The sequence below is a fragment of the Paenibacillus tundrae genome, assembly GCF_030812775.1.
GTDB lineage: Bacteria > Bacillota > Bacilli > Paenibacillales > Paenibacillaceae > Paenibacillus > Paenibacillus tundrae_A.
This window is the reverse complement of the sequence record NZ_JAUSTI010000001.1, coordinates 213,198-230,326: the sequence shown is the minus strand read 5'-3', so window position 1 is coordinate 230,326 and position 17,129 is coordinate 213,198. Positions and strand designations below refer to the sequence as shown.

The following is a 17,129-nucleotide window of genomic DNA, read 5'->3' as shown; positions in this document are numbered from 1 at the left end:
CTGGTTGACGACACTCCCTTTTTTTGAATTGAACCCTTTACTCATTAAAATCCGCTATTTTGCAGGTGCTGTACGATATGGATTGCGTGACAATATAAAATGCACGATCGCAAGTCCAGCCATCACAATCGCGCTACCGATAAATGGTGCTGGGTGGCTGATATGATCCCACAACAAGCCTGAGACGATCGGCCCGACCACCATGCCTGACCCCTGTAAAGTAAGGAAAAAGCCCCAGATGGCGCCTCGTTCTCCTTTGGGAATAAGTGTGGCTACAAATGCGTTCCACGCCGGCAAAATCATAGCGTAACTAACTCCAACAAGCATTACAATTCCAAAGACCACCGGTATGGCGGTAATGGAAGCGAACGCGAACAAACTTGCGGATGCCATCAAAAAACCGATGTGCAAAAACACGGATGTTCCGAATCGATCCACCATTTTCCCTACGGGCAGCAATGCAATCACGGTAATGCCTCCACCCGCAATCAGTAACAAGCTGTAGAGATTGGGTGAGATATGCAGATCGGTACGCGTATAAAGTGTAATGACTGGACTGAGTAGCCCAATAACGAACGATTGCATGAACAATGCAGGATATACGAGCGGGTTTACATTCAGTGTACTTCGTACACGCTGTAAGGTGGCTTGGATGCTTCTTTTGAGCTTAATAAATGGTGTAAGCAGGGTAGGCTTAGGTGGATAAGGTACAGGCGTGCTCGTTGCCTCTCCATGTGCATGCTCCCCTTCCACAACGACACGTCCTGGCAAAATTAAGGCAACCAGAATGACGAGAATGGCACAACCCATTAACACTAGAAACACCATACGATAATCATGATGAGTACGCTCCAGCATCCAGTTCATACCCACAGGCCCAAGCCCTGTTCCTCCAAGAGCGGCCATTTCCAGTGCACCCATCGCTGTTCCATTTTTGTTCTGAGGGCCTGACAACGCCGTCACACCTGTCATGGCACAAGGCCAGAGTGGTGAAGTACCTATGCCCAGAACGAGACAAGCCATAGCTAGACCGAAGGCGCTTTTGAGAAATATAATCATAATGACCGCAATCAACGTACAGATTAAAGCAGTCACCATCGTTGCACGAAACCCAATTCGTTCAGCTGCCCAACCCGAGGGCGCTCGGAATAGGTTGTCACCTAAATATTGAAGGGCAAATGCTACACCAATCACACCTGCTGACAATCCCAAAATGTTGTCCATATACACAGGTAAAACAGCGACCAGCAAGGCTCCTTTGATAATTTCAACTAAGAAAAGCGTCAGCCACATTGCGATAAAAAAAGGTGACCGCAAAATTTTGCCAGGTTTCGTGTTGGTTTGCATTCTTTTTTCTCCTTTCGACGCTTCATTGCCTTTCCCCTAACCTTAGTGTAACCGTGGGGAATATGACCAAATCTCGGCAATTCAAAAATTTGTCGCTCATACCGCTTGCATTCGGTTCTTAATTTGCTATACTCATCTTTGTTTACCAATTTTATTAGGAAGGGTTGTGACAGCACTGATGAATCACCACCGTACGCCGCTGTTTACCGCTTTAAAAAATCATGCGGCACTCAATCCGGTACAGTTTCATATTCCGGGACATAAAAAAGGATTGGGAGCGGATACCGAATTCCGTGAATTTATTGGCGATAATGCCTTCTCCATAGATTTAATTAACATCGCACCACTGGATGACCTGCATCAGCCGACAGGTGTGATCCAGGAAGCTCAGATGCTGGCTGCCGATGCCTTCGGAGCAGATTATACCTATTTTAGTGTTCAAGGTACAAGCAGTGCGATTATGACGATGATTCTATCGGTCTGCGGACCTGGCGACAAAATTATTGTGCCCCGCAATGTGCACAAATCGGTACTGTCTGCCATCATTTTCTCAGGTGCGAAACCTGTCTTCGTTTCTCCTGCACAAGATGTGAATCTTGGCATCGATCACGGAGTAACGATTCAATCCATACGTCGCGCTCTTGAGCGCCATCCGGATGCTAAGGCGTTACTCGTCATTAATCCAACCTACTACGGCGTATGTACGGATCTAAAATCAATCGTTGAGCTGGCACACAGCTATCAGGTTCCTGTCCTTGTGGACGAGGCACATGGCGTGCTTATTCATTTCCATGAGGATCTTCCTCTGTCTGCTATGGCAGCAGGAGCCGATATGGCTGCAACAAGTGTTCACAAGCTCGGTGGCTCCATGACACAGAGTTCCGTGCTCAATCTGAATACGAAGAATGGATTCGTGAATCCACAGCGTGTACAGACGATCCTGAGCCTGCTCACATCGACATCAACTTCATACATTTTGCTTGCTTCACTCGATACATCGAGACGCAATCTGGCTCTGCATGGTCATGAGATTGCACAGAAAGCAATTGACTTGGCTGAATTCGCAAGACGAACCATTAATGATATCGATGGATTGTATTGCTTCGGTAAAGAACTGCTTGGGACGGAGGCCACGTTTAATTATGACCCAACCAAAGTCACGATTCATGTTCGCCACTTAGGTATCACAGGTTATGAAACGGAAAACTGGCTACGTGAACATTACAACATTGAGGTCGAGCTTAGTGATATGTATAATATTCTGTGCCTTGTGACGCCAGGTGATACGGATGATTCTGTAGGAATCTTACTGAATGCCTTGCAGGATCTGTCCAGAACCTATTATCAGGTTAACCCGGCTCACGAATTGGTCGTTAAGGTTCCGGATATTCCGCAATTAATGCTCACGCCGCGTGATGCTTTCTACGGAGATACGGAAGTCATTCCTTTCAGAGAATCCGCAGGACGTATTATCTCGGAGTTTATCTATGTATACCCGCCAGGCATTCCAATTCTACTTCCAGGTGAGGTCATTACTCAAGAGAATATTGACTACATTATCGACCATGTTGAAGTTGGATTGCCCGTTAAAGGCCCTGAAGACCGAAGCGTGACGAATGTAAAAGTAATCGTGGAAGCAGATGCGATCTTCTAGAAGATCTTGCTGCAGTCATATATAAATGCATTAGACCAAGAGCCAGGCATTCCCGCCTGGTTCTTTTTTTGTGCAAAAGAACAAACAAAACAAAAGACCCCTTGATATCAAGGGGTCTTGTTGTTATTCCGAAAGAATGACTATTCTTGGCTAGCAACGAGTTCGTTGTACGCCGCTTCAACACGGCCCCACTCGGCTTCGTCTTCAATATTGTAGAGCACCATTTCTTCGTCTTCTTCTTCCATACGCAGAATGATGCCGTCAGCTTCAGGATTATTACGTTCCAGCAGGAGCGCATAAACATGGTTCTCCACGTCAAACGTCTCCACCAAAACCATCTCCACGTCGTTTCCGTTCTCGTCTGTTAGTGTCAGAAGAACTTCTTCATGCTCGTGGTCGTGGTCATGGTCGTGACCGCATCCGCAGCCATCGCCGTGTTCATGTGTGTGATCGCTCATTGAAATACCTCGCTTTGTAAATAGTAATAGTGTAACCCTGCATATCGTAACATGTTCATGAATCCAGGTCAATTTACCCAGTTAGGTTATTTTGGGTTCAATTGTTCAGAGCGGTAATGATTTTCTCCGCTACCAGAACGTAGTTACTGTTTGCATTTTCTTTAATATGAAATCCAACTTGGTATTTACCAGCACGGTTGAAATCATACGTAAAATCATAGGTACGGAACCAGAAGTTATCTTTCTGCGTTGTAAGCTCCTGTGATTGAATATCTTTCACTTGACCATTTGGATTCGTAATGGTTACTTTAACGGCAGCCACATCTGCTGTTAGACTGTCCACTTGAGAGAACACGTTGAATTTCAGTTTGCCTACGTTGACGTTACCAAACACAGTGTCCCCTTTGAACAGAAAAATATGTACATTCGGCTTGATCACCGTGACTCGCTTGTTGTTGCTATCCCATCTGGCGATACCGCCAGCTTCTCTAACAGGTACATATGTCGTTCCATCAATTAAATAACCGCCATCAGCTGCTTCCTTGCCATTTATTAGAACTCGAATTTTCTCGTTCACGGAATCCGCAAATAATAAGGATCCGCCGAGCAAGGAAAAAACCGTGACACACAGCAAAACTCTCTTCCATTTCATCCCGTCATATTCCCTCCCCGCTGCTAGGTGTTGTACATTTATACTCTAGATTCAGCCACAAAGTTGCGCTGTTTTTCATCATTTTTCATTTTTTATCCAGAATTTTTTCCACGCCTTGGAACGTCCAAAAAGAAGCACTTCCTAAAAGGAAATGCTTCTATAATAGGTTTCTTATAAATGCGCTATTATATGCATCTGTTACATATCGCTTGTTATTTCCATCTATTGGGATCAAGATGACGTATGACGGGTCAAAATGCAAGGTACACCTTTACCGATTGCTCCATCCGCCCGCATTCTGGCTGCATAATTCATGCCCCGGCTACAGGGCGTTTTACAGCGCTCACATACATCCGATGTAACCAATTTCATGGATACACGCACTTTGTCACTCTTTAATGCAGCCGTCTTTTTGCCTTTTGCTTTTGCCATCCTGGATTCCCCATTTCCCCAAGTGCTTACTGATGTAGTGCATCATATGGGGGTTCGCCCAGTTTGGTGCCAATTTAAGGTCATTAATCAAAATTTCAGGATTATTCCTCAGAGAAGTAGTGCGCAATTGGATTTTTCACTTTTTTGACAGCCATCTCTTTACCTTTCTCATCCATCACATAGTACTGATAATAGTCGTTAGTAAATCCAATGGTGTTCTGCATTTGTAACAGGTAAGCTTGGGCGGCCTCTTCACTCAGATGATCCTCATTCCAGAAATAATGCAGCATCAACCGATTCTGGTTATACGGATGTTTAATGATATATGCTCCTGAGGCATGAGGCTGTTCCATCGTATTTTTCCAAGCAAAACCAATCTGCTTCGCTCGATCCATAATGCTGGGTTTCAATGCTTGCACGAATCCATTGTTCTTCGCGTTACCAAAGACAATCAAGTTGCTTGTTGATATCTCACTCTTCATCTTTTGCTTCAAATCCCCGCGGTCTTTCACTACATCATATTTCACACCACTTGTATTGAAAAAAGCCGTTAATTGACCCATTATCGCCTCTTGCTGCTTATCCGCTTGTTTACTTAGCTGATCACTGAGGACAATAGTTAATAGCTCATCCTGAAGAACCTTGGCCATCAGACGATTCATCACTTCAACAGGAAGATCGGAAACCAGATCTAAGGATTGTTGATATTGCAATTGAAAAATATCATGAAAATAGGCGGTTCTCTCTTCAAGCGATAACTGGTATTCAGGCTTTAACACAAAATTAGGCTGTAATAAGGCAGTTTCCATCTCCTTGCGCTGTTCATGTCCTAACACATCTTCGATGGTCTGAAGTAGACCAGTAATCGTCGCATTCTGGTGGACATACCGCTTGAAATAGGCTTGCATAAAAGCATCGAATTTCTCTTCGCCAACAGAGCGATATAGCTGGTAGATGGCTTGTCGTCCTTTCTGATAGTACAGCAGTCCTGCCATGTCTCCCGCCTCTTCATTCGTTGAAGCGATCGCTAAGTCTACAGGTTCACTATCGAAACGTAAAGCGTTAAAGCCATTGAGGTTATCTCCCTGCTTCTCTTGAAAATATACCATTGAAAAGTCAGCAAATGCCTCATCTAAGAACGACTCGTTCTCTGAATCATTACCAATTAAGGCATGAAACCACTGATGCGCGATTTCGTGTATGAATGTGGTGTCTTTCTCTGGCAAAGAGTCCGTTGACATCTGTCCCATCTGAATCAGTCTTGAATACTCCACAGCTACATTCTCCACATACGATTCAACAATTCGGAATTCTGGATAAGGATACTGCCCATACTTCTTACCAAAGAAATCCATGGCTTGGAACGCCTGATCAATATATTGTTCAGCAATTTCTTTCTTACCGGGCTCGTTGTCCAAATAATAATATTCAACCGTCAGATCATTGCGGGTAACGCTGGCCACTGTGTAATTCGGGCTGGCAAACAAAACGAATTCCCGCGTATTGTTCGCCTGAGCGGATATGATTTTTCGGCCTTGCTCTGCATCCTCCCTTGTTGTCATGACACCAGGCATTGCTACCTCATAATCCTCTGGCACGCTCAGTTGCACGTCAAAATCGGATGAGGTGTAATAATCGCTTTCGAAAGTGCGGCTATATGGTGCTGTATTCCATACTTGTTTACCTTCATCATAGACTGACATGACAGGGAACCAATGTGCTCCATTGATGATATCCTTGTAATAGGATATTCGTTGCAATCCATACGGTATGTTCAAGTGAAAATCAATTTGTAGGGATACGGATGCCCCTGGTTGGATCGGATCTGGCAATTGCACTGTTAACGCCTGATTTTCATTTTTATAATCCAGAGCTTGACCTCCCGCCAGTGCCACTTGCTTGATGTCGATTCCCCCGAGAAAATCCTGCGGTGTTTTATCCTTACTATTCTGACTGATCTGCTCATTAGACTGTTCAAACGTATCTGCCTGTGTGGATGCTGAGCGATTCGCATCCGCATATGTATGAAGAACTAATTGCCCCAATGTATCCTTACTTGTGTTGAGATACGTAATTCGCTCAGTACCCTCCAAGGTCATGTCCTTCTCATTCAGTTTAGCTTGAATGTGGTATTGAATGGATGCCTGCTGCTTATCATTGTCTTGGATCGTTTGCGTTAACCCTGTGGTTGGATTCGTTGCAGTTACCGATTGTGCAATAGCATAATCCGTGTTCACAAGTGAATAAGCTGCAAACATGAGGGCAAGTGCACCTGTGATCCCGGTTTTGACAAACTTGGACTTGAATGATCTAGAATGTTTCATATGTTCTCTCCTCTACGTTATGTTGAATGTTGATTTAAGTTTAGAAGAAGAACCTTATGTTGCATTTGTGTTTTCTTTAATTTTGGTTTAAAAAAAGACTGTGTTTCGTTTAAAAGAGAAGTATATTGATCAAAGTTAGGAAGCCCCATTTGTTGGTAACAGATTTGACAGCATTTATAGGACTACATAATATGGAATAAATACGCCATTTTACAAGTGATCGATGTTTGGGGGAGAAGTAGGTGAAGCAGGTTTACTTGTTATTTTTTCTGTTGATCGTGCTTAGTGCATGTACGAATGTTAATGAGGATAACGAAGAGTTAATCCGCTCTGTTACAGATGTTCAGCAAGATGTTATACATTCAGAGAATCTAACGACTACGATCCCCGAGAACACCTCGAATACACCATCCGCGTTCATAGCATTGGATCAAAGTATTCTGTCTGTGCGGGATTTCGAATCAGCTTATGCCATGTGTGTATCTGCTCTGACAGCGTATTACAAAGCCGTTTGGAATGGCTCGGATTTTGATGTGAACACTTATTTTGACAATGACAACTTAAAACAATATATGCAAACGAAAATTGCTTCCCAGCATGAATTATTTCTCAAGAATAACCTTATGGATAATACAGTAACAGGTCTTAAAACGAGTGTTGAGAAAACAGAATTTCATGTCGAAGATGACTTTCTATATCTGAAAATAGACGCTGAGGTCATGAAGGATGTGGGCAGTTTTGCTGAGCCTACTGAATTTCTCATCCAGAACTCACGCGGAAATTTAGTTATTGTGGATTGGTATACTAGCGGGAAGGATAGCTATGATTCCGTAGTACGTGGAGAAGACCTGGTTATTGATAATCCTGAGATTTGGAATGAGGGCGAGTGGGTTGAAGACTTGGAGCTGACTAAAAAATAAAATACGAGGTGTCCCCAATTCGTCCCCAAAACTATTTTTCACCTTCGTGTAAGAGGTTAAAAATAAAAAAAGCCCTCTAAGGGGCTGTATTTGAGAAGTCAGGTACTGGTACTATGTTGCTTAAGCTATTAGACAATGATTCGAGAAAACAGCCTATCCCATTTCCTATTGTTTGATGCGATGGAATATTTAGTATTCCATAAATCAGAATACCCAACAAAATTGTTAAACCAATAATCTCTGGAAGTTTCTTTTTATTGAAAGTGAAAGAGCGTATTGTGTTCATCTTCTTATATATGTATAGGGATATTTTAACGTATAATAATGCAAAAAAATCAATGAACAGCCATAGTTGACTGTTCATTGATCTCATGTATATAGGACGAGTGGGGATCGAACCCACGACCCTTACCCTGTCAAGATAATGCTCTCCCGCTGAGCTATCGCCCTTCAATAATTGTATTATATCCACTGATAAAAAATATTTCAATATGGCTATTAACTCATTAGTCCCAGCTGAGCTAACAGATCATGTACATATAAATGTAAATCAAGTAACAGTATCATACCAAGTAACCGCGTACATTGTCAATTTTTTTGTGGTTAGATTACTAGCATATTGGAGAACAATAAAGGAATGATTCCCAATTGAATAATGAGGTGATTCTCTATGAAACACATACAATTGCGCAACGTACAGTATGTTACTGCCAAACTAGTGGCTCTGCTCGGTGCCTCCCTAGTCATGATTGTCGCTTCTGGCTGCAGTTTGGCACGGGATGAGCATACTGTACAATTTCAACAGTTACAGAGCCCCAGTGGGGCTGAAGCCCTCCCTGTCTGGCTTGATGTATACTCTAAATCGATCATTAAAGATGTATATTCTCCACAGGGAAACAGTGAGGTTCTACCATAAGTTCTATCACATAATTGTAGCGCACATCTACTCATCTTCATCCCACTTCTTAGAATACGCCTTCTTGGTGACGTAATATAATAAAGCAAACATGCCGGCAGATAACAAGAGTGTTATGGTCATAACCCCTGCCATACCCATCAGTAACACCCCTTTCCATTATGTTCCACTTTAACTATACAGGAATTGCATTTTTTTGTATAATGCATTCTTACACGTCGCGCAAGAGCAGAAAGAAGGAATGGAATTGGCAGCGGAAATTAGTTATATAACAACAGAGTCACAGCTCCAAGAAGCTCTGGAGATACGCAATCAGGTTTTTGTAATCGAACAACAGGTGCCCGCCGATCTGGAGATTGATCAATATGATGTGATTAGTCCCGATGCACACCATGTATTATTGTATGCGGATGGACAAGCGGTAGCTACAGGACGTCTTCTCTATTACAGTAAGGATACCGCCAAAATGCAGCGTATCGCTGTACTTCAATCCCACCGTTCATTTGGTTATGGACGCGTGCTTTTGTTAGCGATGGAAGAGCGGGCACGTGAACTAGGCTTAACGTATTCTGTACTGGATGCACAATGTCAGGCTCAGAAGTTCTATGAGAAATTAGGATACGAAGTGATTTCGGATGAACCCTTTTACGATGCAGGTATTCTGCATGTTCGCATGAGAAAAGCATTATAATCAATACTTACGGCTTATACTTCTCATCTCCAATGCATACTTTCTACTGTTCCGGACAGGATAAGGTTGAAACCAGAATCCTACTTGTTCAGATAAGGAGAGTGTGACAACATGGATCAGACAACTCGTGAAAGCTTCACCGCCGTACAGAAGAATGGAGATGGGGATCTAACTGCCTTTCGAACTTCAACAGGTCGGGTGTTAGATTATCAACAGGCACTGACAGAAGTACAGGCTGGCGCAATTGCTGGTGTCAATGTATTCAAGGGCAAGGATGGGGAGATGTATATCCGTGGTGATGCCGATGGCGATCCTTCCAATAATCTCGACCAATTGCCAAGCTTCTAAGTTGAGATCATCGATCTGATATATAAAACGCTAATCCGTGTTAACGGGTTGGCGTTTTTGATATTACTCTTATTTGCCGGTTTAATATTCCGTAAAATATTTCAAGGCATCCGCTTTAGGTTTGGGCGTATGAATCGGTGTAGGCACCTGCTCCCATGCCTGCAATATTTGAATACCTTCAAGTGTTGACTTGTTCTCCCAGTAAATATATTGTCTGCGCTCAAGCTCCTGCAAGGACTCTTGGATGAGCGCTTTACTTCTGCCTGTCTTGGTCTCCAGCTCATCCATACGAGGCATACGACGGCGCTGTCCCGCGTAATTTACAATAATTCGTAAGACTTTACGATCAAAATCATTTAGCATAGTCCAGCTTCCCTTCCTTCTGAAGTATTGGCCGCCAAGCTAGGATTCCCTGTTCAAGAAATGTTCGGGGTGCCCCATCTTTTCCTGCGGATGCTTTAATCAATCCACCTCGTACACTGTTAATTCGAATCTGCCGCTGTGTAATGTGCCCTGCACGATCCATGTATACAAGCTCAACCATCTGCCCGATGTATTTACCTAACATTAACGACCCCTCCTATATAAGAACGTATGTTTGTTATTTATTATATGCGAACATAAGTTCTTTATTCAACAACTAAAAAAAGGATTTGGTAAAAATAAAACCAGACATTCCTCTGCTCAGAGGCTGCCTGGTTTCTATGGAGCGCTATCCGCTATAACAAGCTTTGCACTCAGTGTCGATCTGACTCTGTAAATTGTACGTTTTTTAGTTGCTGAGTTGAAGGATTAAAATCAACATTGACATACACTGCAAATTCTTTACCGTCTTTGGCTCGTACCCATAACTTGAATTGCTCCCTAGACTGATTAGCTGTAAGAGAGGTACGACCAATATGTTTATAATCGACAATATCGACATTATACTTGGTCTGGGTTTCCTTAACCGCAATGATTCCCCACTTCGCATAATCTGGCATCGTCGCTCCATTACCTGTTGCAAAAACTCCCGTAAAACTGAGAATCACGGACATGATCGTTACGATGAGCATTTTCATTTTACTCACTCCTTGGGATTGTTTCCCGTTAGCCTGCCCCGCCAGGGCTCCAATTACACCAAGAGCTTACAGTTAGGATGATTGGATGCCTCACCCACATAATCATACTTACGATAATCTCATACCTAGTTGTTGAAGGATCGAAGCTCATCCCCCAATCACCTGACCACAAATTTGCTTGTGGCAACTCTTCCTCCGGCTGTTCAAGACCATACTTTTCAGCTATGGCATCCCTCGTTTGCTGATCGAGCTTAACCTCACTGGTAAAACTTGCGTCAGCGTTTCCTAATCCTACATTTGCGAATAAAAGAATGATCCACCCTACAACTATCCAAAGTTTACGCACACCAGCTTCTCCTTCACACACTAAATTGATAACCAATATAACCAATGACACTAATTCTGATTGTACTTAAATCTCACTTCATTGAAAATAAAAAACTAGAACTGCTGGCTGATGGATACACCCCACAAAAGAACCATTTATGTATAAAACTGTTTGAGCATCTCCAATCCAGTGTAATAGGCAAGTGACAGAACGACTTCACTGATCTAGCACTTATTCTAGAGGAGGTTACATTTGAATGTTCAAACGCATGGATGAAATTGCAATTGAAATTCCTGATGTCGAGAAGCCGGATCCGAATGCAGCTGCAGCAATACAAGAATTGTTGGGTGGCAAATTCGGAGAAATGTCAACATTGAACAACTACCTCTATCAGTCCTTTAATTTCCGCTCCAAAGAGAAGTTAAAGCCGTTCTATGACCTTGTGATGAGTATTACTGCGGAAGAATTAGGCCATGTTGAGCTTGTGTCACACGGCATTAACAAATGTCTTAGAGGCTCAACGGAGTACAAAGAGCCTGACGACACCCCGCTAGGTTCCGTGAAGGATGCTCGCCTCTCGTATCACTACTTGGCAGGCGCACAAGGAGCTATGCCTTTTGATTCAATGGGGAATCCATGGACAGGTGCTAACGTCTTCAATAGCGGTAATCTCGTCGAGGATTTGCTACACAATTTCTTCCTTGAATGTGGCGCACGTACCCATAAAATGAAAGTGTATGAAATGACAGATCATCCTGCAGCACGAGAAGTTGTTGGTTTCCTGCTCGTTCGCGGCGGCGTTCATGTTGTGGCTTATGCCAAAGCATTGGAGATTGCAACCGGCGTCAACGTAACAAAGCTGGTTCCGATTCCTTCCTTGAACAATAAAGCCTTTAATGAAACTCGCAAATATGAAGACAAAGGCGTACACACCAAGCTATATACGTGGAGTGATAACGATTTCAATGCGATCAATCAGATCTGGAAAGGAACTCATCCTGAAGATGGGCTGCCTTTAGAGGTCATTCAAGGTGCACCAGAAGGTGTTCCTATACCTGAAGCTCCTCCGGTCGAGGAAGAGTTTGCTCCAGGCATTTCACAAGAGGACTTCAAAGAAATTGCACGTCGCCTTAAAATGGCTGGCAATATTACAGATTAAACTGACTTCTTGTGTGATAAAGTTTGATCACCAATAACGAATATAGATAAGGTAACGCCCTCAGTTCCTGCTCTTTGCATGGAATTGAGGGCTTTTTCCATTTGTAAATATTAAGAGATTGATTCTATCGGATTACTTACTGTTTGCCTTTTTATACATGTATCTTCCCCAGATCACCAAGGTCACACACAACAAAATAACACAGTATGCCCACACAAATAACATGGCAAGTCCCAATCCGATATTAGCATCCAGACGTTGATCAAACATCTCCGTATACAGTGCAAATCCAAGTGGTACCGCTCCCACGATAAACAGTCCAATCAGTCCAGCACCCCAGCGTTTTGACTCCCAGCTGGTTCCACCACCGGAGAGCTTGCGAATGCCTTGGATTAGAAGCAATAGAATTAAAATAAATCCAATGCAGGTCATCACAATTTTCAGCATTTACATTACCTCCTTCTTCAAGATCAGGACGTAAAATCGCAATCCATCTCTTTATATTTTGGATATATTCATAAACGATGGTAATCACATATTACATAAGGCCGATACTTAAAATTACCCATTCGGCATGGAGATACCACAAACCCTCTTCATCCTATCCATGTGCCCTCTTCCCCTCCACTTCCCACTCCTTTGTATACGTTCATTTCATTTAAAGCGATTCAGAGCAATTCATTAAATTAGCATTACTGCTGGTATCGTATCATCTACAATACGCTAGTCTTTTTACATTCATAACAAAAAAGCCATCACCCGACTCCTTCCAAGTCAAGGCGATGGCACAGATATAGAATTGCCTCTGAACAATTCTTAAAGCTACGTCACAAGTTATGCCCCAAACTGAGCGTAATGCAGACGACTATACACGCCTCCTGCGGCAAGCAATTCATCATGACGTCCCTCTTCAGTAATACCCTGCTCAGCCACGACGATGATGCGATCAGCATTCTTAATCGTAGCCAATCGGTGAGCAATAACAAGTGTTGTCCGACCCTCAGATAATTCAGCAAGTGATTGCTGAATCGCTGCTTCTGTTTCGGTATCGAGTGCAGATGTCGCTTCGTCAAGAATCAGGATTGGCGGGTTTTTCAGAAACATTCGTGCAATAGACAAACGCTGCTTCTGTCCTCCAGACAACTTCACTCCGCGCTCCCCAATTAACGTATCCAGACCTTCTGGCATGGACAAAATCAAGCTCTCCATCTGGGCGCGACGAGCTGCCATCCAGATTTCTTCTTCACTCGCATCCAATTTTCCATACGCGATATTCTCACGAATCGTGCCATCAAACAGAAATACATCCTGTTGAACGATACCGATCTGGCTACGCAATGAATCCAGCGTCATATTCCGGATCTCCTGTCCATCGATCAAGATGCGTCCTTCCAACACATCATAGAATCGAGGAAGCAGACTGCACAGTGTTGTTTTGCCCGCCCCTGAAGGCCCCACAAGTGCAACCGTTTCACCTGCGCGAATACTTAAATTAACGTTTTTCAGCACAGGCTTCTGATCCGGCTCATCCGAATATCCAAAAGTCACCTGCTCATAACGGATATCCCCGCGTAGCTGCGACACGTTCACTGCACCAGGACGATCTTCTACATCAGGCTCCATATCAAGCAGATCTGTATACCGTTTGAAGCCTGCCATTCCTTTTGGATAAGTCTCAATGACAGAATTAATCTTCTGGATTGGCGTTAGGAATACGTTAGATAACATAATAAATGCAATAAATTGACCGTAACTCATGCTTCCCTGAATGACAAACCACGTTCCACATACAAGTACAAAGAGAGAAACAAGCTTCATTAACATATAGCTGATGGATGAATTCCACGCCATGATCTTGTAAGCAATCAACTTGGTTTGACGGAAACGACTGTTGTTAACTGCAAATTGTGCTTTCTCATGCTCTTCATTAGCAAAAGCTTGAACAACACGAATTCCTGTTACATTGTTTTCAACGCGAGCATTGAAATCGGCGATATCTCCGAACATTCGGCTAAACGCTTTGGACATCTTACTGCCGAAGTATAAGGATATATAAATAATTAATGGCACAATGATAAACGTTAATATAGCGAGATTACCATTAATGCTCATCATGATACTGAATGCACCCACCAATGTCATCACGGCGATAAATACATCCTCTGGTCCATGATGAGCAATCTCCCCAATATCCATCAGGTCATTCGTCATACGGGAGACCAGATGACCGGTTTTTGTATTATCGAAGAAACGGAATGATAACTTCTGCACATGATCGAACAATTTTTTGCGCATATCCGTCTCAATGTTAATCCCCAGTTTGTGTCCCCAATAGGTTACCACATAGTTCATGAAGGAACTCAGAAGATACACACCAAGCAGTCCAAGACATGCCCATAAAATCCAGTCCCAGCGCCCTCCTGGTAGCAGTTCATCCACGACTTTATTTACAGCTAGCGGGAATGCAAGCTCTAAAGCTGCTACGAAAATCGCGCAGGTAAAGTCGAGAATAAATAGTTTTTTGTAAGGTCTATAGTAGGCCATAAAACGGCGAAGCATATACAGATTTCCCCCTTATTGCAACCACTCCGTTATGATCACTTTCTATTTCGTCCTGCTCAAGAGATACAGGAAGTATGGTGCACCAATAATTGAAACTAGAATGCCGGCTGCCATCTCAGAAGGCTGTAGAATGACGCGTCCTACTGTGTCTGCCACCAGAACTAGCAACGAACCGATTAAAGCAGATGCAGGTAGCAAAAATTGATGTTTCGGTCCAACCAGACGACGAGCCAGATGTGGGCCAATGAGTCCGACAAACCCAATACCACCACTAACGGACACACATGACCCAGCAAGCCCTACCGCAGCAGCCAGCAAAATCAATCGCTCCCGATCTACCGGAGCACCAAGACCGGTTGCTGTCTGATCCCCGAGATTAAGTACATTAAGTACACGAGCCTTATACAATACCAACGGAACCAAAATGACGATAAACGGCAGCAGTGCCCATACGAACTTCCAGTTGGAACCCCAGATACTACCCGCCATCCAAGTGGCTACGAACTGATATTTCTCTGGGCTTAGTCTAAGGGTCAGTACGATCATTGCGGAACTAATTCCTGCCGCTACCCCAATACCTGTAAGTAGCATACGCGTAGGCATAATACCCTCTCCCTTTTTATAAGAGAGCACATAAATAAGGAATGCAGCAAAGCTCGAACCGATCAAAGCTAGAATAGGCAGCAAAAATATAGGAGCAGATGTGGTTGTGGGAAAAAATGAAACAAACAACATCACGACAAGTCCAGCTCCTGCATTAATCCCCAAGATACCTGGGTCTGCCAATGCATTGCGAGACACCCCCTGCAAAATCGCGCCCGATAGAGCAAGACCCGCTCCAACTAATATGGCAATTACAATCCGTGGTAAACGAAATTCAAAGAGGATTAGCTCTTGCTTAGGCGTGCCGGCTCCAAACAGTGTTTTTAATACCTCAATTGCTGACAGCTTGGTAAACCCCGTGTTCATGCTTATGATAAATGCAGATATAATTAGCGCACCAAGTACAAATAGCACAATCGTGCTTTTCAGTCTCTTCTTACGCTCTGTTCCAACCATACTTGAGGATGCCATCTTTACAGAGCTCTCCTTTCTTTCCGCGCCAAATACAGGAAGAAGGGTACCCCGATCAGGGCAACCAGAGCGCCTATTGGCATCTCGTATGGCGGGTTAATCATGCGTGCAGCCAGATCTGCAAATACAATAAGCAGACTTCCCAACACGGCCGAACAAGGAATAATCCAACGATAATCGACTCCAACCAGCTTACGTGTAAGATGGGGAATGATAAGTCCAACAAAACCAACAGCGCCAACGATGGATACTGCTGTTCCTGCCAGAATAAGTACGACAATAAGACCAACGAGCTTAATGAGACCTGTACGTTGACCTAATCCCATAGCGATTTCTTCCCCGAGACTTAGCAGGGTAATCGATCGAGAGATGATCAAACCTCCAATGAGTGCAATCACAACCCAAGGAAACATAATCTCCAGTTGAGACCACTTGGTTCCTGCAACGCCGCCAGCTGTCCAGAAGGCAATATCTTGTCCAACCCGGTAATACAGTGCAATCCCTTCGCTAAAAGCAGACAACATTGCAGTTACGGCAGCACCAGCCAGAACCAGTCGCAGCGGTGTGAGTCCCGATTTGGACGCCGCACCGAAGCCGTAGACGAGCAGAACCCCAAGCCCTGCACCGAGGAAGCAGTACATAATGATGTACATATACGACAGACCCGGGAAAAATGCAAAACAGATTGCGAGTGCGAACCCTGCACCTGCGTTCAATCCGAGCAATCCCGAATCCGCAAGCGGATTTCGAGTCATTCCTTGCATAATCGCGCCAGCTACGGCGAAGCACGCACCCACCATTGCCCCACCTAGAATCCGAGGCAAGCGAATTTCCCAAATAATCTGATGTTGATTAATATCTGGGTTAAAGTTGAAGATGGCTTGCCATACCACACTCAGCTCAATACTTGCAGCTCCGAAGGATACGGATAATGCCATGCTCAAAAGAAGTAATATCGTTCCGCCGATCAAGATTAGCGTTGCTGCCCAGGGACGAGTATGTATTTTGGCTGTCGGCGATTCTGTGTTCTGACTTGCTGATGAATCTTGAGGAATCATATGCTGCCACCCGCGTTATGAGTGCAAACTGATTCTATGTACATAACTATCACCCCTCTGTAAATGCCGAACTTTAATGATATTGATTCTCATTCCCATACAACATTGTATGTCAATGAACGATTTCTCGCAATGGACAAAATGG

General features: G+C 43.7%; 19 protein-coding genes and 1 tRNA gene. 6 read left to right on the top strand and 14 right to left on the bottom strand.

Going from position 1 to position 17,129, the window contains the following annotated elements; genetic code table 11:
* Positions 1-54 precede the first annotated feature (54 nt).
* Positions 55-1,347, bottom strand: a complete 1,293-nt coding sequence (locus tag J2T19_RS01230) for an MFS transporter (RefSeq protein WP_307212202.1) — start codon at positions 1,345-1,347, stop codon at positions 55-57.
* 178 nt (positions 1,348-1,525) lie between these two features.
* Here J2T19_RS01230 and J2T19_RS01225 point away from each other — a divergent pair, with 178 nt between their 5' ends.
* Positions 1,526-3,001, top strand: a complete 1,476-nt coding sequence (locus J2T19_RS01225) for an aminotransferase class I/II-fold pyridoxal phosphate-dependent enzyme (RefSeq protein ID WP_056696922.1) — start codon at positions 1,526-1,528, stop codon at positions 2,999-3,001.
* Positions 3,002-3,141: 140 nt separating this feature from the next.
* Here the strand turns inward: J2T19_RS01225 and J2T19_RS01220 are convergent, their stop codons facing one another.
* The 4 genes from J2T19_RS01220 to J2T19_RS01205 all read right to left on the bottom strand — a co-directional run bounded on the left by J2T19_RS01220 (position 3,142) and on the right by J2T19_RS01205 (position 6,867).
* On the bottom strand, positions 3,142-3,459 hold the full coding sequence (locus J2T19_RS01220) for a DUF1292 domain-containing protein (protein ID WP_307212199.1): 318 nt from the start codon (positions 3,457-3,459) through the stop codon (positions 3,142-3,144).
* A gap of 97 nt (positions 3,460-3,556) precedes the next feature.
* Positions 3,557-4,111, bottom strand: coding sequence for a stalk domain-containing protein (locus J2T19_RS01215; RefSeq protein WP_307212196.1), 555 nt, complete (start codon positions 4,109-4,111; stop codon positions 3,557-3,559).
* Positions 4,112-4,342: 231 nt separating this feature from the next.
* Positions 4,343-4,543: a hypothetical protein gene (locus J2T19_RS01210; protein WP_307212194.1), complete on the bottom strand. Its 201-nt coding sequence runs from the start codon at positions 4,541-4,543 to the stop codon at positions 4,343-4,345.
* 101 nt (positions 4,544-4,644) lie between these two features.
* A complete protein-coding gene (locus J2T19_RS01205) occupies positions 4,645-6,867 on the bottom strand; it encodes a M1 family metallopeptidase (RefSeq protein ID WP_307212190.1) in 2,223 nt (740 codons plus the stop codon).
* Between the two features lie 242 nt (positions 6,868-7,109).
* Between J2T19_RS01205 and J2T19_RS01200 the strand changes: the two genes are divergently transcribed.
* Positions 7,110-7,787: a hypothetical protein gene (locus J2T19_RS01200; protein WP_307212187.1), complete on the top strand. Its 678-nt coding sequence runs from the start codon at positions 7,110-7,112 to the stop codon at positions 7,785-7,787.
* 378 nt (positions 7,788-8,165) lie between these two features.
* Here the strand turns inward: J2T19_RS01200 and J2T19_RS01195 are convergent.
* A tRNA-Val gene (locus J2T19_RS01195) sits at positions 8,166-8,237 on the bottom strand.
* A gap of 220 nt (positions 8,238-8,457) precedes the next feature.
* Between J2T19_RS01195 and J2T19_RS01190 the strand changes: the two genes are divergently transcribed.
* The 3 genes from J2T19_RS01190 to J2T19_RS01180 all read left to right on the top strand — a co-directional run bounded on the left by J2T19_RS01190 (position 8,458) and on the right by J2T19_RS01180 (position 9,742).
* The gene (locus J2T19_RS01190) at positions 8,458-8,703 is read left to right on the top strand and encodes a hypothetical protein (RefSeq protein WP_307212183.1); all 246 of its coding nucleotides are present in this window, start codon (positions 8,458-8,460) and stop codon (positions 8,701-8,703) included.
* Positions 8,704-8,950: 247 nt separating this feature from the next.
* Positions 8,951-9,394 carry a GNAT family N-acetyltransferase gene (locus J2T19_RS01185; RefSeq protein WP_307213115.1) on the top strand — a complete coding sequence of 148 codons (444 nt, stop codon included), beginning with the start codon at positions 8,951-8,953 and terminating at the stop codon, positions 9,392-9,394.
* A 111-nt stretch (positions 9,395-9,505) separates the two neighbouring features.
* Entirely contained in the window at positions 9,506-9,742 is a 237-nt protein-coding gene (locus tag J2T19_RS01180; protein WP_307212180.1) for a DUF3892 domain-containing protein, read from the top strand.
* An 81-nt stretch (positions 9,743-9,823) separates the two neighbouring features.
* On the opposite strand, the gene J2T19_RS01175 is transcribed toward J2T19_RS01180, so the two are convergent.
* From J2T19_RS01175 to J2T19_RS01160, 4 genes are all read right to left on the bottom strand, one after another.
* Positions 9,824-10,105 carry a hypothetical protein gene (locus J2T19_RS01175; RefSeq protein ID WP_307212176.1) on the bottom strand — a complete coding sequence of 94 codons (282 nt, stop codon included), beginning with the start codon at positions 10,103-10,105 and terminating at the stop codon, positions 9,824-9,826.
* Entirely contained in the window at positions 10,095-10,310 is a 216-nt protein-coding gene (locus J2T19_RS01170) for a hypothetical protein (protein ID WP_307212171.1), read from the bottom strand. The genes J2T19_RS01175 and J2T19_RS01170 overlap by 11 nt, the downstream gene beginning before the upstream one ends.
* 169 nt (positions 10,311-10,479) lie before the next feature.
* Entirely contained in the window at positions 10,480-10,803 is a 324-nt protein-coding gene (locus J2T19_RS01165; RefSeq protein WP_307213114.1) for a DUF3889 domain-containing protein, read from the bottom strand.
* Positions 10,804-10,831: 28 nt separating this feature from the next.
* Positions 10,832-11,149: a hypothetical protein gene (locus J2T19_RS01160; protein ID WP_307212168.1), complete on the bottom strand. Its 318-nt coding sequence runs from the start codon at positions 11,147-11,149 to the stop codon at positions 10,832-10,834.
* Positions 11,150-11,387: 238 nt separating this feature from the next.
* On the opposite strand from J2T19_RS01160, the gene J2T19_RS01155 reads away from it, so the two are divergent.
* Positions 11,388-12,290 (top strand): manganese catalase family protein, encoded by a 903-nt coding sequence (locus J2T19_RS01155; protein ID WP_056696252.1) that lies wholly within the window; start codon positions 11,388-11,390, stop codon positions 12,288-12,290.
* Between the two features lie 132 nt (positions 12,291-12,422).
* On the opposite strand, the gene J2T19_RS01150 is transcribed toward J2T19_RS01155, so the two are convergent.
* The 4 genes from J2T19_RS01150 to J2T19_RS01135 all read right to left on the bottom strand — a co-directional run bounded on the left by J2T19_RS01150 (position 12,423) and on the right by J2T19_RS01135 (position 16,984).
* A complete protein-coding gene (locus J2T19_RS01150) occupies positions 12,423-12,737 on the bottom strand; it encodes a hypothetical protein (protein WP_307212163.1) in 315 nt (104 codons plus the stop codon).
* Between the two features lie 387 nt (positions 12,738-13,124).
* Positions 13,125-14,849: an ABC transporter ATP-binding protein gene (locus J2T19_RS01145; protein WP_307212160.1), complete on the bottom strand. Its 1,725-nt coding sequence runs from the start codon at positions 14,847-14,849 to the stop codon at positions 13,125-13,127.
* A gap of 45 nt (positions 14,850-14,894) precedes the next feature.
* Entirely contained in the window at positions 14,895-15,926 is a 1,032-nt protein-coding gene (locus J2T19_RS01140) for a FecCD family ABC transporter permease (RefSeq protein WP_307212158.1), read from the bottom strand.
* 2 nt (positions 15,927-15,928) lie between these two features.
* Positions 15,929-16,984 (bottom strand): FecCD family ABC transporter permease, encoded by a 1,056-nt coding sequence (locus J2T19_RS01135; RefSeq protein ID WP_307212155.1) that lies wholly within the window; start codon positions 16,982-16,984, stop codon positions 15,929-15,931.
* Positions 16,985-17,129: the final 145 nt, after the last annotated feature.

Excerpts from the sequence above, each read along its gene's own strand:
- J2T19_RS01230 (WP_307212202.1), bottom strand. The coding sequence starts at position 1,347 with ATGCAAACCAACACGAAACCTGGCAAAATTTTGCGGTCACCTTTTTTT.
- J2T19_RS01225 (WP_056696922.1), top strand. The coding sequence starts at position 1,526 with ATGAATCACCACCGTACGCCGCTGTTTACCGCTTTAAAAAATCATGCG.
- J2T19_RS01220 (WP_307212199.1), bottom strand. The coding sequence starts at position 3,459 with ATGAGCGATCACACACATGAACACGGCGATGGCTGCGGATGCGGTCAC.
- J2T19_RS01215 (WP_307212196.1), bottom strand. The coding sequence starts at position 4,111 with ATGAAATGGAAGAGAGTTTTGCTGTGTGTCACGGTTTTTTCCTTGCTC.
- J2T19_RS01210 (WP_307212194.1), bottom strand. The coding sequence starts at position 4,543 with ATGGCAAAAGCAAAAGGCAAAAAGACGGCTGCATTAAAGAGTGACAAA.
- J2T19_RS01205 (WP_307212190.1), bottom strand. The coding sequence starts at position 6,867 with ATGAAACATTCTAGATCATTCAAGTCCAAGTTTGTCAAAACCGGGATC.
- J2T19_RS01190 (WP_307212183.1), top strand. The coding sequence starts at position 8,458 with ATGAAACACATACAATTGCGCAACGTACAGTATGTTACTGCCAAACTA.
- J2T19_RS01180 (WP_307212180.1), top strand. The coding sequence starts at position 9,506 with ATGGATCAGACAACTCGTGAAAGCTTCACCGCCGTACAGAAGAATGGA.
- J2T19_RS01175 (WP_307212176.1), bottom strand. The coding sequence starts at position 10,105 with ATGCTAAATGATTTTGATCGTAAAGTCTTACGAATTATTGTAAATTAC.
- J2T19_RS01170 (WP_307212171.1), bottom strand. The coding sequence starts at position 10,310 with ATGTTAGGTAAATACATCGGGCAGATGGTTGAGCTTGTATACATGGAT.
- J2T19_RS01165 (WP_307213114.1), bottom strand. The coding sequence starts at position 10,803 with ATGAAAATGCTCATCGTAACGATCATGTCCGTGATTCTCAGTTTTACG.
- J2T19_RS01155 (WP_056696252.1), top strand. The coding sequence starts at position 11,388 with ATGTTCAAACGCATGGATGAAATTGCAATTGAAATTCCTGATGTCGAG.
- J2T19_RS01150 (WP_307212163.1), bottom strand. The coding sequence starts at position 12,737 with ATGCTGAAAATTGTGATGACCTGCATTGGATTTATTTTAATTCTATTG.
- J2T19_RS01145 (WP_307212160.1), bottom strand. The coding sequence starts at position 14,849 with ATGCTTCGCCGTTTTATGGCCTACTATAGACCTTACAAAAAACTATTT.
- J2T19_RS01140 (WP_307212158.1), bottom strand. The coding sequence starts at position 15,926 with ATGGCATCCTCAAGTATGGTTGGAACAGAGCGTAAGAAGAGACTGAAA.
- J2T19_RS01135 (WP_307212155.1), bottom strand. The coding sequence starts at position 16,984 with ATGATTCCTCAAGATTCATCAGCAAGTCAGAACACAGAATCGCCGACA.